Consider the following 16,636-nt stretch of genomic DNA (forward strand, 5'->3'; position numbering starts at 1 on the left):
TTTTTGAGGATTTAAACCATATTTTGAATAATTAGTTTAGTTTTTTTCTGAAATTCATCCAGCCTAAACCTATCAGTAACAAATTGAAAGCGAACAATGGTAATAAGGTTTTAGCAAAATTCATTGGTGATGCATCGCTAAAAGTTGCTACTTTAAATTTAGACCAGTTTTCTTTTTTAACATCGGCATTATCAAAGATTTTTGGATAAAAATACAATCGCAATTTTTCATGAAAGTCTTTTGTTTTTTCCATGAATAAAAGCTGGTTTCCTAAATCAGATTTGGCAATTTCGTTGAGCTGAATTTGAGTGTGCAAAGTCGGAATAAATTGCGCTATGGCTTGACTCGCTTCGTTTCTTTGCTTTAATTTTGTTTCTAATTCTTTAGATTGAACGGCTGATTCGTCGTCGCCCATTTGCTGCATCGCATAATACCAAAGCCAGCTGAATTCGCTATCAGGCAAAGGATAACTTTTAAATTGCGGATAATGCTGGTAGAATTTATCCATTGTTATTTTTTTATCCATATCCCATTTTTCATGATAGGCATTTCGTTGTTTCAACGTAAGTTCTAAAGCTTCCGGAACGGGATATTTATTAACGATATACGTATTGATTGCTGCAGGAAGAATAATAATCAGAAACAACCAGATCGTTAATAAAATCACAGCGTTGAAATTGGAATTCTTTTGAAGTGAAACAATATAAAAACAAACTGCAAACCAGAAAAGAATGTATAAAACGCTTAAAATGTAAAAGGTAAAAAGTGATTGGTCTAATGGAATTTGTAAATAGAGAATCGCAATAAAAAGTACAAGTGTTAGTAATGCAATTAAACTTAAAATTCGAATATAAAATAATTTCAGAATATAGAAAAACGTATTATCGCTTTGTGTTGCTACAATTTTCCAGGTACCGCTTTCTTTTTCTTCAGAAACAATGTTATACGTAAAAGCAATAATCAGAAGCGGAAAAAGATAAATGAGAACAAAACTAAAATCGATATTTCCTAACATCAAATTGTTCGGATTATTGAGTTCCGAATCGTATTTCTGTCCTTCCAGACCGCGAATCGTAACACTTTGTATCGACGGATTTACATCGCGCTGCCCAATTGCCAGACTGTTTATGGGCAATGTTTTATTGACCAATGAAAACTTGATGTAATAGAGCAGAAGTCCCATCTCGTCTGAATGATAAGCAGCATTTCTCTCAATATGTTCTTTTTGATACGTTGCTGCTTCCGTTATATTTTGGCTTTGTTTTTGTTGAAACTGATGACCAATTAAAAGGCTGATGAACCCGATAAGCAACAAAAAAAGCAATCCGATTTTTGTTCCTTTCGATCGTATGAAATTTTTAAATAATAATGCTAACATATTAAATGGCTTTTAGGTTTTTAGCGGCTATTTTAATGAAGATAAACAGCAAGCAAATCCAGAGAATAATTGAGATAATCGAAACGATTTCGCTTTTCAGGACACTGATAATTCCTTTTGGTTCATAATGAAATTCCTGTACGTCAGCCCAGTGTTCTTTACCGATGGTAAGTGGCTTATCGTTTGGGCCCGGCTTTTTGTTGCTTATGTATTTAATTTGTAAAGCATTCATTTTTTGCGCCATGCTGTAACGATACGCTTCGGCTTGTTTTTGAAAATCGATGTACGAATCATAATCTGTATTCGATAATCCCATTGACAAGTTTTTCATGGCGATATACGGATTTACAAAAGAAACTGTTTTTGAAAAGCTATTCTGTTTTTTATAAATTTCGAGTAAGCTTTCAAGATGTTTGTTGTAAATATTCGAACTTATTTTTTCGCCTTCGGTCATGATAAAACCGGAATAATTGAAAGGTAATTTTTGGACAGAATCGACTTTGTATGTTCGAAGCAATGAATCTTTTATCGCTTTGTAATGCGGATCATTTGGGTTATGACTATCACCTTGTTTTAAAATATCTTTTTCGATATCGCTGTTGAATTGTATTTTCGAAGGGGCCTCATAAATATAGGAACCAATTGCCTGAGTGGTTCTTGGTAAAATAATGGTGAAAACCAGCCAAATCCCAATTAATGAGACCAATGCTTTTTTTGATGTTTTACTTGAAGCTGAAATCAAAACGGCAATTGCGCAGAAAAATATCAGATATATAAAATGGAAAAGAACAAATAAGACCATCTTAATCGTTTCATCTGCCGAAATCGTAAAATTTTGAAGTAACAACCAAACGAAAACAAGAACAATAATGGTGGGAATAAAAAGCATCATGATGACAGAGGCAATTCCTAAAGTTTTGCCCAACAGAAGTTGTTTCCAGCTGATTCCCTGACTCAAAAGCAGTTTCAGGGTTCCGTTTTCTCTTTCGTAAGCAACAGAGTTGAATCCTAAGAAAAAGATCAGTAAAGGCAATAAGATTTGCAAGACCATTGCAATACTAATTTCGCCAAAACGAAGCATGCTGTTAGAGAATCCGGCTTCAGAGAAATTGGCTGTATTTTGTTTGTGTGCTTCCAGAAAAATGGCATTTCCGAAAAAAGGTTCCATTCCAAATTCAAAAACGCTTAATGAGGTACTTTTGCGAAAAGCGAAATTTCCGTAATGTGCCATTCGGTGCGGATTTTTATCCGGATTTTTCAACCAGTCTTCTCTGGATTCGTGTTGGTATTTTTCGCTGGTTTCATTTTGATTGGTATAATTTTTCCAACCTGAAAATGCAGCGTAAACCAATAAAATACCAATAAAAACAGTGATGATATAAACAGCCGAATTTTTAAAAACAGATTTTCTAAAATGTTGGGCTATTAAATTTTCTACGTATAATGACATAGTTACAGATTAAAATTTATAAGTTACAGTAAGCGTTGCATTTCTTGGTGCTCCGGGAAATAATCTTAAATAATTCTGAGCGCCTAACCAGTATGTTTTGTTGAATAAGTTTCCTGCATTTACAGCAATTTGGATATTGCTTTTTTCTGGTTTGTAATATAAAGCGGCATCAAAAACAGTAAAATCGGGTAGCGTGAAATCTCTTGTAAACCAAGGCACTTTGCTGCTTTGATATTGCATGCCAAAACCAACTCCTAAATCTTTCAAAGCCGAATCTGCTTTAAAATTATAACGGGTCCATAAATTGGCGCTGTTTTTTGGTGTGTTTTGTTTTCTTGCCCCAATTAATGAAACATCGCGATCGTTTGTAATTTTAGCATCGATATAACTGTAAGAGGCATTGATTTGCCAGTCTGACGTAATATATCCTGCCAAATCGCATTCGAAACCACGGCTTCTTTCAGCACCTCTTGTTACCAATAAATCCGGATTTACAGGATCATTAGCATTCATCAGGATATTACGTTGATTTATTTCGTAAACGGCTGCATTAAAACTCATGGTGTTATTTAAAAAAGTAGCTTTTAAACCGACTTCTTTCAAATTGCTTTCCAGCGGATCAAACAAACTTCCGGCAGGTAAACTTCCGGTTTGAGGCATTAAAGTAACCGTATTCGATTGTGGCTGATAGCCTTCAAGGTAAGTGGTGTAAACATTAATTTCAGTATTTACTTCATAAGTAACCCCAACACGAGGCAATAAAGCTGATTTTTTTACGGTCAATTCGTTATTAGTTTCATAATTAGTAATATCGGCAAACCATTCATTTCTCAATCCTAATAAAAAAGTAAATTTTTCCCACTGAATCTGATCCTGAATATAAATGGCGTTTGTAGTCGTTAATGCCGATGGTAAAGGGTTTCTAATATTCAAAGTATAATCATTCGCACTAGTAATCGTATACGTTGGGTTGTTTAAATTAAAATAATTTACATTTGGTCTTGGTAAAACCACTCCGTCAACGGTTATAGTTTGATAATTAGCGGAGTTTGCCGGAACAAAAGTGCTGGCAACAGTTCCGTCATTCAATAAATAACCTCTTGCTGCATTTTGTCCGCCACCTTTGGTTTTATTCCAGCTGCTTAAATCGTAACCGGTTAATAATTTATGATTCAGTTTTCCGGTTTTTAAATCAAAATTTAAAAAAGCCGTTAAATTGTCAACGTTCCAATATTGCTGGCGTTGTACAAACTGCATCATGGCCAGACTTGTGACTGGCTGATTGTTCATGTCTACAGCAAACCCATTTGTGGTTCTGTGTTCCTGAAGGTCTTCTCTCCAGGATTGTTTCATGTACGAGGTATTAAAACCAATTTTTGAAGTGAATTTATGAGAGAAATTCGTTGTGAAAACCATTTCTTTCGATTTGAAGAAATCACTTGGAGCACCTAAATTCAGACTTATTGGAGTTTTATTTAAGCTTGTTTGCCCTGCAACAGCTCCAAATATAGGTTGACCCCGATCGAGGATTCCGGTCATGTCACTTAAAATCAATTCCGTATTAATTGCTGTTTTTTCATTCGGAATATAACTGAATGATGGTGAGATTAAATATGATTTATTATTTACTAAATCACGAAACGATTTTGCTTCCTGATAAGCCGCATTAACCCGGTATAATAACGTTTTAGATTCGTTTAAAGGTCCTGTAAAATCAAGAGCTCCTCTAAAAGTACTAAAACTTCCTGCACTTAAACTAACCTCTTTATGATCTGTTGCCAAAGGTTTTTTGGTGACCAAATTGATGCTTCCGCCCGGATCTACAGAGGAGAATGTGGCACTTGATGGTCCTTTAATTACTTCAACACGTTCAATATTACTCGTTAGGGGCTGCAGAAAATAATATTGGCGCGTACGCATTCCGTTTATAATTTGCCCTTCTTCGTTTTGGCTGATTCCTCTAATGGTATATTGATTGTAATAACTTGCCGGTATTACGCCACTTGTCATTTTTACTGCATCGGCCAGATAAAATGCTGCTTTATCTGCAATTAATTCTTTGGTTACCGTTGAAATGGATTGCGGAATATCCTTATTAAGTGCCGCTGTTTTTGTTGCTGCAAAAGAATAGTCGCTGTTGTATTTTCTGGTTGAGCGACCTATAATTTCAACGGTTTGCAATTCATTCAAATTAGGTTCAATTTGTATGGTCAGAAATTCAGCTGACGATTTAATTAGCAATGTTTTATAACCTGTATACGATATTTCCAGTGTTCCTTCTCCTTCAAGTGAAAAAGTACCATTTTGGTCTGAATTTGTGGCCTGATCAGTATTCAATAATTTGATATTGGCTCCCGCAACAACTTCTTTAGTATTGCTGTCTGTAATTTTTCCGTTAATTTTTTGAGCTTGTAAAATCCCTGAACTAAAGATAAAAGTTAGAATTATAAATAGATGTTTCATTTTATGTTGATGGAAATCTTCCTTTTTTAAACGGTTTGTAAATAGAGGTCTTCAAGTTCATTTGCTGATATTTTTTCAGCTTCAATGATTGTAACGAGATTTCCCTGTTTCATGATTCCTATATGCGTAGCGACTTCACGGGCTCTGAAAATATCGTGTGTTGCCATTAAAATTGCGGTTCCGTCTGCCGAAAGTTCTTTCAGGATTTGAGAGAACTCGTTTGATGCTTTTGGGTCTAAACCACTCGTAGGTTCGTCTAATAATAACAATTTTGCTCTTTTTGCAATCGCAATGGCAATACCTACTTTTTGACGCATTCCTTTAGAATATCCACCTAAATTTTGATCATGAGCAGTAGTTTGTAAACCGGCTTTTGATAAAAAATAAGTTAATTCTCCTTTTGAATATTTAAATCCTGCCAGAGACGAAAAGAATTTCAGGTTTTCAAGTCCGGTAAGGTTTGGATATAACATTACCGTTTCAGGAATGTATGCCACATCTTTTTTGGTTTTATCTGCATCAGTAACAACAGATATATTGTTAATTTTTATTTTGCCGTCAGTTGGTTGTATAAAGCCCAAAAATAAGTTGATAGTAGTGGTTTTTCCGGCACCATTTTGTCCTAAAAGAGCAAAAATTTCGCCTTCTTTAATTGTTAAGTTAAGTGCATTTAAAGCGACGTGATCGCCATATTTTTTTGTTAGGTTTTCTGCTATAAGCATAGTTTTTTTTTATTTTTTGGGATTAATTTTCTGTGCGTAATAAATGAGAAACTAAAACACGTTGTTAAATTGAAACAACTAGTTGAAGTTTTTGATAATTGAATTGAAAGTTTACAGCAAAAGTCCTGAAGGAAACATCTTTTGATAAAAGATAAATCAGTTGAAAAATTCTTTATAATAATTTATCTCTTTGATACTCATTATAAAGAATAATGGCATACAGCATTCTTAACTTTTATACCTAAAAGCTAAAGATGATCCGACATAAAAAATGTAGTAAACTAAAATAGAGAAGGAGGTGCCCTCAAGGCAAAGAGGCTACCTTTAAAAAAGCCTGATGTAACTTTATTGTAAATGAATACAATGGAAGTGACAACTGTTGTTTTATGGAATGATAAAGCATGAAACGAATCTGAAATAAAAATACTGAATGCAAAATGACAAACAGGACAGTTATTATCTGCGTAGTGACTATGTGTTATTTGGTTTTCGTGAGCAGTATATTTATGATCACAATGTTTCTCGGTTATTTGCTTGTAAAGATGCTCATAAGAATGTAATGTCTGAAAAAGCATTGCGAACAATACAGTTAGAGACATTAAAAGATTAATTATTAAATTTTTCTTTTTATTCATTCTTGATTTTTTGGAAATCTTTTATTGCTAAAAATGCAACTAGGTTGCAAATATATAAATCTTAATTGCAAATGCGATGAAGTTGTATTTGTTTTTTTAAAGAATTAATATTTGTGTTACGGAAGAAACCAAACAGAAGATGTAAAGTATTCATTCTGTTTGGACAAGCATAATCCTCTGATATTACTTTTACAAAAGTATTTCAAGTTTGTGGAATTTTCTAAAATCAAAACTTATTTATAAAAAAAACCTTATCAGTAATTTCATTTACTGATAAGGTTTTTTAGTAACAAAAAGTTAAATTCTCTTTTGTTACCAGGAAAAAGGCAAATACCAATTGTTAACATTCATTAGTTTAGAACGTACGTCACTTGCTTTGCCATTTCCATCTTTACTAAGTTTTTCATAAATTTTATCAGCTAAAAATGCAGGGTCATTTCGGCGTAAAGCTACACGAACTAAATCTTCCCAGCGGTTTCCTTCGTAAGCCAGCTCTAATGCATCTTCATTAATAATATTATTTTCAGTGGTAATCACATCATCTCCAATGACTCCGGCGGCTTTCATATAGGCGCGGCCACGAATTCCTGCGCCACGGTGCCAGTTTGCTCTAAAAAACGGATAATCTCCCATACGAGCGTCAAAATCATAAGGAAATGGCTCGTTGCTTTGCTGAATATTCGTAACGTCAGTAAGTGCCGGATTTGCTGGTGGAGTGTAAGCCGTTTTTATACCGTAATTTAAAATGGCATAAGCTACTTTTTGTTGGTTGTCTCTGTTGGCTGCTTCTGCATAACGCAGATGTAATTTTGCCGCACGGTATAAAAACCACTGCCCTTTTGTATTGGCAATTCCAGTCGAAGGCACAGATTCACTGCTATAAAGATATTTCATAATAACAGGGTCACCATTTACGATGTTATAGGAAAATTTAGATCCACGTGCATCGTAAGGGATATTATTACTTTGTGTTTGACTATTCCATAAATCAATAGCGCTTTGCGAAGGTTTCGCCAGATAGTCCCCATTTTTGTTAGAGAACAAAGTAATGAATGGGTTTTTAGGAGCAAAATTATTTTCAAAAGGCAAAGACCAGATCCATTCTGTGTTCCATAGTACATCTCTATCCCGTGCAAAAATTGATCGCCACCCTTGCGTATTGCTATTGACTAAAGATGCAGCATCTTCTGTAAAATCTCTTCTATAGCCAACTGCTAAGTCGTCATGAGTAACAACCTCAGCAAATTTTATGCGGTACATATTAAAACGATCGGTATCGTTACCACTATTAGTTGATGTTTCCATAACGTTTTTGTAATGGATGGCAGCCTTGTTATAATTTCCTTTCCAAAGTTGTAAATCACCTAAGAGACATTCTTTGTTGATAAAGAATTTATCTGTATTGTAGCCATCTATATTAATCATTAAAGAACTTGTTGCATCGTATAATTTATTATAGGGCAAATTCTCTGTAAATAAAACCAGTTGATCCAGCAGTTGATTGAATGGTAATTTCGGATATTTCGAAATATTTCTGACATCTTCTAAAGTTTCAATAGGTTCCGTGATATAAGGAACACTTCCATAATGAATTCCTAATTGCAGGTAAACCCAACTGCGAATCGCTCCAATATCCGAATAACGCTGATCATATTGTTCTTGGGTAAAGCGTTTTTCCTTAAGCATGACATTGAAATTTTTAAGCACATTATTGCAGTTTTGAATCACTACATAAAAATCTTTAGGATTGGCATAAGGATTATTTGCTGAAACATTGTGTTCTGAAATTTCTTTTAGGAAAGGACTGGAATTTCGGGTTGTCGTCATCAAATCGGCACGCATTTCATTCAAAATAATATTTTTTTCTGCAAGTGCCATGAATTTTCCATAAACTCCAAAAACGGCTGCATCTGCATCATATAAATTACGATACATTTGCTCTTCGACAAGTTTATCTTCAGGTTGTACATCCAGATAGTCTGAACAGGAACTGAGGCTAAATAGGAGGGTAAAAACCCATAAAATGCCATTTTTTGTTGTTGTACTCATTGTTATCATCGGTAAGTTTTTCTATAGTGTAAAATAATTAAAGGCCTAAACGCAATCCCAATTGAAAGGTTCTGAACTGTGGAGTTAATCCTATATCTGCTCCCTGACCAAATAGGGACGGGGTAGCACTAAATTCAGGGTCATATCCCAGATAATCTGTTAGGGTAAACAAGTTATTGGCAGTAGCATAAATTTTTACAGCCTTGATATAATTCATTTTGGCAACATTAAAATCATATCCCAGTACTAAAGTTTTCAGTCTTAAATAAGAACCATCTTCAATCCATCGGTCAGAAAAACTGGCATTCCCCATCGGATCTCCCCATACTGCCTTTGGCATATCAGTTTGTTGCCCCTCTGCTCTCCAGCGGTTTTCTACAGCGACACTTTGATTTTCGTAGCCACTCATTTTTTCCATATTGTAGCGTACTCCGTTATAAAGGTCGTTTCCTACTGAGAAATTAAACAGACCTTGCAGACTGAAACGTTTGTAGGTAAAATTAGCCGTAAAACTTCCGGTAAAATCCGGGTTTGGATTTCCGATAACCATCCGGTCATTATCATCAATAACCTTATCTCCGTTAGTATCTGTAAAACGCATGTCCCCACCTGTGAAAGGCACCAGTTGACCATTCGTCAAACGTCTGGACAATCCGTCTGCCTGAGCATCCGAAGTTGTAGAATAAACACCATTAGTTTTTAAACCATAGAATAAGTTAGCATCATGACCTACTGATGTAATGTAAGTTGCTCCGCCAAATTGAGTAAGAATATCTCCGTTTGGAAGGTTTTGTATTTCGTTTTTATAAGTAGCTAAATTCAAACCAAAATCAAAAGTAAAATCAGGCGAACTCAGGACACGGGCATTCAAAGACATTTCCGTCCCGAAAGTCCGCATCTGAGCACTATTAGAAACCACATAATCAAAACCACTTACATTGCTAACAGATTCATAAACAATCATATTAGTTGTTTTCTTGCCGTAAAAATCCATAGAAAGATTAATACGCTCGTTTAACAACCCAAAGTCAGCACCGAAATTAACTTTTTTAACTCTTTCCCATTGTAAGTTTGGATTTCCAATATTGCCACTTACCAGGCCTTGTACACCTAATAAGTTTTGGGAAACATAATATTTTTGAGCTGTAAAGTTTCCGATATCATCATTTCCGCTTTCGCTAAGGGTCCCTCTTAATTTAAAATAGTCAATAACTGTTGAATTTTTCATGAAATTTTCAGCAGAAACCATCCATGCTCCTGTTAAGGCAGTCATTAAAGAGAATTTATCAGATCCATCCAGATCATCGCCAAAACGGCTGGAACCATCAACAGCATAACTGGTAGTCAGGAAATATTTATCATGATAATTGTAATTAGCGCTGGCGTAGATATTCAGCCAATTCCATTCTCCTAAAGCCCCGCCTACCTGACGCAGTAAGTTAGATCCGGCCCCGACACTGGTAAAATCATCTGTAGCAGAGTTGTAACCTAACCCTAAATCGCTTTCAGAATGATTGCTTTGGGTTCTAAAACCAAAACGAACATCGACTTTATGATCGTCCTTTAATTTGGTAAAGTAATTAGCATAAGTGTCCGTATAAATACTATTGAAAATTTGTACTTCGCTACCAGAACGGTTTTTACCTATGGCAGTAGGTAGAATAATGTCGGCTACTCCTTTATCCGGAATAAAGAAAGTTTCACGCTCCTTGTTATAAGTCAGCCCAAAAAGAGTGTTTACATTCCAGGAATTATTAATGATATATTTAAAATTCAAATTTCCAAAGAAACGGTAGTTTTTGTTGGTTCCAATTCCATTATCGATGATGGCTCTTGGATTACTAACATTAAAATCATCTGTATCTGCCAGATTTGGCGAAAGAGTTCCATCATTACCAATGGCATTAGATGTTAAAAATGGTGATTTTGTAAGAGCCAGATATATTGGACTTGTTTTATAAGCAAACCCCTGATCCCTTTGATCCTGAAGATTATTGATAAAAGACATATTGGCATCTACGTGGAATTTTTCTGTTAAACGTAAAGCTGCATTTAAACGAGTACTGTAGCGAGTTGATTTGGTGTTTTCAACAATGCCTTCATTGTTAAGATATCCTACTGATAAACCATATTTTGCAATATCATCACCACCGCGAATTTTAAGGAAATAGTTTTGGCTTATACTTGATTTGAAAACCCTGTCCTGCCAATTGGTTTCATTATGATATCTATAATATCCCGGAACTAACGGATTATCATTCATGTAGGGAAGAGCGGCGATCTGATCTTGTGAAAGTCCACGGGAAGTTTCTAATTGCGAAATATGTGTGCGATAGGCATCAGCACCCATAACTGGCAATTGTTCCGGGGTTTGGTTCGCACTTCCGTACATGGTGAAATCAATTTTAGTAGTTAATTCTGTTGGGCGTGTGGTGTTGATAATAAGTACTCCGTTAGCCCCTTTCGTTCCGTAAAGGGCACTATCGTCTTTAAGGACAGTGATGTTTTCAATATCTTTAACATCTAAATTTTCCAGTGGTGAAGAACCATTATTTTGTATAATTCCAGAACCATAATCTTCATCGTCATAAATCATTCCGTCTACAATAATTAACGGTTTGTTTGTTCCGTATAAAGAAGTAAAACCACGCAGGGTCAGGTATGCCCCGGCACCTGGAACTCCTGATTTTCTAACACTGTTTAATCCGGCTACTCTTCCCTGAAGAAAGTCTCCCACAGATTCTTTAACAGGACTGGACCATTGATTGGTTTTAAAATTTACCACATTTACTGCTTTTGTGCTTCCGTACTGAAGTTCTTCTCCGGTAGGCAAATTGCCTATTTGATAGGTTGGCGAATAATACGCTTCATACAAAAAGATTTCTAAATCTGAATTTCTATTTTTAATTGGAAAAACTTTGGTTTGAAATTCCTGGCCACTTACAGTAAGCAGTGTTTCCAAGTGGGGTACATTTATTTCAAAGCTACCATCATCATTAGTAATTGCTGCCGAAAAGTCTTTAACTACTACATTTATACCTGAAAGCCCTCCTTTAGTTTTAGCATCTTTAACAATACCTTTAACAAAGATTCCTTTTTTTATTTTTGGAGCGGTGGTAACAGTTGCTGCAGTTGAATCCTGAGCGGTTTGAGCGTATAAGGATAAGCTAAGGCTTCCAGAAAAGAACATACTTATCACCCAGGTTAGTTGTAAATTTTTTAACATATCTATTTTTATAAAATATTATTTAACGACAGGAACAAATTTTAAATAATCAAGGGTAAGTGAGTTGGTGCCGTCTGCAGTTGTAGTATTGGCGAGTAGGAAAGTATTCATACTGCCAGCCTGAGTTAAGCTCAATTCTCCGATATAAACTTCATCATAAAAATTTACAGCTACATTGGTATATGGAATATCTTGTGATATACCACCATTAATTATTGCTACCTTTTGTTGAAAAACAGTTGGTTGATTGTTTATGGCTCTCCAATATACTTGGTAAGTGGTGCTGTATAAATCAGTAGCAAAATAACGGAGTTGAAAATTTGAAACTTTAGTGTTTTTCACGTAGATATCGTTAAACAAGACTCCGGAAGGGTCTTTAAGATCACGATATAGAATTTTGCTACGCAGGTCAGCAGGGAAGAATGAAGTGTTTTTTTCTCCTTCTATTTTAGTAGGAACTAAACGATTAACTAAAGGGACATCGACCTTTTTCATGTGGTATATAATTCCATTACTCAAAACAACTGGCTCTCCAATGATTTGTGTTTTGTCTATTGGTACATTTACACCAAAACGGGTAGTTAATTCGTTTGGCAATTCATTTGGCCTATACGCTTTTGGAAAAACCATATCCCTAATTGTAAAATACCTTGAATAAGTAGTTGTCGAATCTGCAGTAGGTTTGTTCAGGTAAGGCTTAAGTTTATCTACTTCAGTATCATAACCTTCGTCCTCGATTAAAAACAGCGTATAAGAATTCTTTTCGTTATTTACATTGTAAACATTTTTTAAAAAGGAGTTACTAAGTGAGTCAGCAAATACGCCCGGTATTGCATTTTCTTTAGCTGCAATGTCAGAATCATAAATGTTTAATTCATTCAGGCTTACCAAATAATTACTCATTGAGGAAGAACTTGTTTGTGACTTGATATATTCCCAAATATTCATTTTTGGCGCAAGAGTATGATTGATGATATGAAAAACACCATTTTTAGCATAATGATCTGCAGAAACAATAGTAGCATCAGATATCAGATTGTTCCCTTTAAAATTTAAATATTTTTCACTCAGCATTTTTATTTGCACAGTATCTTCATTTCTTACAGAAGAATAGGAAGTTAATGCAATATGGTTGGCTACAAAAGCAGACAGTGCTTCAGGATTATTAAGAATCGAAGCATCCAGCTGGTCAATAGCTTCATTGACGGGTGCAAAAACAGTATACGTTTTAGAGGCTGACAAAATTTTGTCATATCCTGTTTTTGTCAATAACTCTCCAAATTTTGATACTTCTGATGTAGCCGAAATGGCTTCACTTAAATTTGAATTTAAATTGTTATCGCCATTATTTTCACGATCTGACCAGGGATCAGAACACGAAACTAATGCTATTGTCAGAATACCAGCAAAGAGTGTTTTATATATTAATTTTAATGTATTCATTTTTTTAGGTAATTAGGTTTTTGATTAGAGTCCTTTTTGACTTAATTAGGTAATTATTAAGGAGCAAAACCCTGACCACCTGATTGTAATCTTGGATACAACTGATCCATATCTATCGGGCGGAATTCTACCACATCCAGCCAGGCAGTGTCACCAGGATTAGAAAGCGACTCAAAAGTTATAGTATGTCGGCCTGTAGTTTGTACATCGATAATACCACAAAGCCTTGTATTAAATCGGTTAGTGAATGGAGAGACATGATTTTTATACCCTTGTGATTCTAAAACCCTTTCATTTAAAGTAACATTACCACCTTCCTGAAAGTTAATAAGTCTGGGAAGTGCTACACCATCAAAATGAACTTTAACAGTAGGGTTTTTAGTCGCTTTTTGTCTATAAGCTACCCAAACTTTATATTTTCCTTTTATAATTACCGGTGTTTTAAAGGCAATATTTTGAGTATTACCATTTCTAAAGCGGAATATTTCAACTACATCACCGTTCCATCCACGGTCTATATAATTAGAATTCCCTTTGGGAGCACATATATAAGTTAGTGCATCAACACCATCCCAGGTAACTTCACTAAAAAGAGATTTTGCCAGTGTTGCCGTATTGCCGGGTTTTCTAAAAACCGCACTCAATTGTCTGAACTCCGGTTGGTCAGCCAGGTCAAAATAAACCGGAGCCGGGTTTCTCTTTTTAATAAAGAAATTTTGCTCAACAGCGTGAACCACCCCATTTGAGGCAGTAACATCACTTCCCGGACGATTAACAGGAATTCCTTTTTCTAAAACGCCATTAAAAGTTTCCTCGTTTAATAAAATAGTACCTGTAGCCAGTTTTACACTAATTACTTCCAGGGGCGCTTTGGTTTCTAATGATGGTGAAACAGCTAAATCTGCTAAATATTGAAGCTTTGGCAAAATACGGTAGCTCACAAAAAGATTCAGGCTATCAGCAGGATTCAAAGGATCGTTTAAGTGACTGTATTTTGTTTTTAAATCTTCAAGGGTATTGATGCCAGCTGCTTTAAATACCTCATTTGTTTCACTCAAGACCGTTAGATGTCCGGTAAGTGTAGTTTTTCCATCAACAGTTGTTGAAGTTAAGGGTTGATTTAATTTTTCGTACCACCCTGTTGCTTTTAAGGCTTCGGTAAATAAAGAAAATGATTCATTTTCCTCTATAGTTTGCGCTAAAGTTTTATTGGCAACACGCAACACTTTATCTATTACATGTATTACTCCGTTTCCTGTTTTTACATTTGAAGCAGTGATTTGCGCTGTTTTATTAACAGTAATGCTGGAAGCACCACCCACATTAGCAGCACCTGTAATGATGAATTGCCCTTGTTGGCTTGGGGTTGCAATTTTTCCATCGGTAAATGATGTAGTAGCTACTTCCTGATCAAGGATATGGAGCTTTACGATATCTTCCAAATCTTTTGATGGCACGTCTTTAACAGATGCAGCACCGATATCGGTTAAATATTTTTTTACAGCGGCATTGTTCGGTAAGAACAAAGTATAAGTGCCGTAAGTATTCATAAATGAAGCATTGTTAGTGATTTCTAACATTTCCAAAAACATGGAAAAGTCATCATTTTGTCTCAAAAAACCAGTAATGTTTACTGTTTCATCTGTACGTTCATTTATTTTCTCTGAAGTACAGTTAAGAAATGCCAGGGTTAAAAAAACCACTAAAGTAAGTCTCATCAATTTTGGTAATGCAGTGTATCTTTTCATGACTTAATTATTTATAAAATGGATTTTGAATAAGTGCTTTGTTGGTATATAATTCGTATTCATTAATTGGTAAATAATGACTATTGGGATCTTGAAGTTTAGCCAAAATAGATTGTAACTGATCTGCCGGAGCACTAATCAATGCCATATTGTTCAATAAATCCAGACGGTCGTAACCCTCTCTTCTGGCATTTCGTAAAACATCAAACCAGCGTTTTCCTTCAAATGCAAATTCACGTGCCCTTTCTGCCAAAAGATAATCGGTTACTTCTGATTTGCTGGCAGGATTTACAGTTTGAGAGGTTAAACTGATTGCTTTGCGTGTAGTACGGATATTTTCAATAATAGCAACAGCTTCCTCTCCTCTTTCTAGTTGGGTTAAGGCTTCTGCTTTTAAAAGTAAAACATCTGAATATCTGTAAACAAACCAGTGTGTGTCTGATTCCTGCAAAGTTTTACGTTCTTCGATATTAAGACCTGTGAACTTATAGATTTCATTAGTTCCAGCGACCAAAGCACATCTTTCACCACGTACATCTCTGTTTAGAGGATCCACAAAGTCAACCCCGAACACGTCTTCTAAAACTACCGGGGAAGCTATAAATTCCGGTCTTTGAAAAAACATGTCATAAAAAGGATTTAGGTTTTGTGTAGTATATTGAAATTCAAAAATACTTTCTGTAGTATTTCCCTCGGCAAAGACTCTTGAGAACCAACTATTAGAAGCGGGAATTAATTGAAATTTACCTGAACCAATTACCTTGTCAGCTGCAGTAAGTGCTTCGGTATATTTATCCATCCAAAGATAAACATCAGCCTGCATTGCATTAATAGCATAAACTGTAATCCTGCCTTTGTTAGAAGGTGTATTGCCATAATCAACAACAGCATATCCTTCTGCTAGAGCAAGGTCTTTGATAACCTGTTCAAAAATTTCATTTTGTGGAGTTTTAGCCAATTGAAAATTATCATTGTCTGAAAGAGTTGCATTTAGTTTAAGAGGCACATCCTTAAAGGTACGGGCTAGCGTAAAATATAAATAAGCTCTGATTGCCAAAGCTTCGGAGAGATAATTGTTCAATTGTGTTTGTGTTAAAGTAGGGTCCTTATCCCTTACAGCTGGTGCAAGCTCAATAACCGTATTGCAGTAATTGATAACCCGGTAAAATGCTGCCCAACTAGTCAAATCGTTAGAGGATAATATATTTGATGTGGTAATATCTCTTTGGTCCAAAGTAACATTTCCTGCTGGCGATATCATATCGGCTCTAATTTCTCCATACATAAACAGATATTCACTGATATTGTAATCTGTTCCGTTTGTAGGGATTTGTGCTGCAGGAGGCCTTTTTAGTAAAGATGAATAGATACCAATAACGGCTGCCTGGATGTCTTCTTTGGTTTTCCAGAATTCTTCACGTACGATTCCGTCTTCAGGTCGTAAATCTAAATAATCGTCACACGATGTTGCGGTAACAAAAATTAGAAGGATTGCCAGTGTAGATTTTATTTTAGTTCGCAT

At 35.3% G+C, this 16,636-nt stretch carries 9 protein-coding genes; all 9 read right to left on the reverse strand.

Annotated features, from left to right (window positions below):
- Positions 1 to 31: 31 nt before the first annotated feature.
- A complete protein-coding gene (locus tag J2W48_RS06815) occupies positions 32 to 1,378 on the reverse strand; it encodes a DUF3526 domain-containing protein (RefSeq protein ID WP_310279698.1) in 1,347 nt (448 codons plus the stop codon).
- A gap of 1 nt (position 1,379) precedes the next feature.
- Positions 1,380 to 2,828: an ABC transporter permease gene (locus J2W48_RS06820; protein ID WP_310279700.1), complete on the reverse strand. Its 1,449-nt coding sequence runs from the start codon at positions 2,826 to 2,828 to the stop codon at positions 1,380 to 1,382.
- Positions 2,829 to 2,837: 9 nt separating this feature from the next.
- Positions 2,838 to 5,291 (reverse strand): TonB-dependent siderophore receptor, encoded by a 2,454-nt coding sequence (locus J2W48_RS06825; RefSeq protein ID WP_310279701.1) that lies wholly within the window; start codon positions 5,289 to 5,291, stop codon positions 2,838 to 2,840.
- Between the two features lie 26 nt (positions 5,292 to 5,317).
- A complete protein-coding gene (locus tag J2W48_RS06830; protein ID WP_310279703.1) occupies positions 5,318 to 6,013 on the reverse strand; it encodes an ABC transporter ATP-binding protein in 696 nt (231 codons plus the stop codon).
- A 947-nt stretch (positions 6,014 to 6,960) separates the two neighbouring features.
- Entirely contained in the window at positions 6,961 to 8,697 is a 1,737-nt protein-coding gene (locus tag J2W48_RS06835; protein WP_310279704.1) for a RagB/SusD family nutrient uptake outer membrane protein, read from the reverse strand.
- Between the two features lie 37 nt (positions 8,698 to 8,734).
- Positions 8,735 to 11,923: a SusC/RagA family TonB-linked outer membrane protein gene (locus tag J2W48_RS06840; RefSeq protein ID WP_310279706.1), complete on the reverse strand. Its 3,189-nt coding sequence runs from the start codon at positions 11,921 to 11,923 to the stop codon at positions 8,735 to 8,737.
- A gap of 18 nt (positions 11,924 to 11,941) precedes the next feature.
- Positions 11,942 to 13,366: a fasciclin domain-containing protein gene (locus J2W48_RS06845; RefSeq protein ID WP_310279707.1), complete on the reverse strand. Its 1,425-nt coding sequence runs from the start codon at positions 13,364 to 13,366 to the stop codon at positions 11,942 to 11,944.
- Between the two features lie 56 nt (positions 13,367 to 13,422).
- A complete protein-coding gene (locus J2W48_RS06850; RefSeq protein WP_310279710.1) occupies positions 13,423 to 15,114 on the reverse strand; it encodes a fasciclin domain-containing protein in 1,692 nt (563 codons plus the stop codon).
- 7 nt (positions 15,115 to 15,121) lie between these two features.
- Positions 15,122 to 16,636 carry a RagB/SusD family nutrient uptake outer membrane protein gene (locus tag J2W48_RS06855; RefSeq protein ID WP_310279711.1) on the reverse strand — a complete coding sequence of 505 codons (1,515 nt, stop codon included), beginning with the start codon at positions 16,634 to 16,636 and terminating at the stop codon, positions 15,122 to 15,124.

It is taken from the genome of Flavobacterium piscis (assembly GCF_031457575.1).
GTDB classification, from domain to species: Bacteria; Bacteroidota; Bacteroidia; order Flavobacteriales; family Flavobacteriaceae; genus Flavobacterium; species Flavobacterium piscis_A.

Coding starts and splice junctions, on each gene's coding strand:
- J2W48_RS06845 (WP_310279707.1), bottom strand. CDS start 13,366: ATGAATACATTAAAATTAATATATAAAACACTCTTTGCTGGTATTCTG.
- J2W48_RS06815 (WP_310279698.1), bottom strand. CDS start 1,378: ATGTTAGCATTATTATTTAAAAATTTCATACGATCGAAAGGAACAAAA.
- J2W48_RS06855 (WP_310279711.1), bottom strand. CDS start 16,636: ATGCGAACTAAAATAAAATCTACACTGGCAATCCTTCTAATTTTTGTT.
- J2W48_RS06840 (WP_310279706.1), bottom strand. CDS start 11,923: ATGTTAAAAAATTTACAACTAACCTGGGTGATAAGTATGTTCTTTTCT.
- J2W48_RS06835 (WP_310279704.1), bottom strand. CDS start 8,697: ATGAGTACAACAACAAAAAATGGCATTTTATGGGTTTTTACCCTCCTA.
- J2W48_RS06825 (WP_310279701.1), bottom strand. CDS start 5,291: ATGAAACATCTATTTATAATTCTAACTTTTATCTTTAGTTCAGGGATT.
- J2W48_RS06820 (WP_310279700.1), bottom strand. CDS start 2,828: ATGTCATTATACGTAGAAAATTTAATAGCCCAACATTTTAGAAAATCT.
- J2W48_RS06850 (WP_310279710.1), bottom strand. CDS start 15,114: ATGAAAAGATACACTGCATTACCAAAATTGATGAGACTTACTTTAGTG.
- J2W48_RS06830 (WP_310279703.1), bottom strand. CDS start 6,013: ATGCTTATAGCAGAAAACCTAACAAAAAAATATGGCGATCACGTCGCT.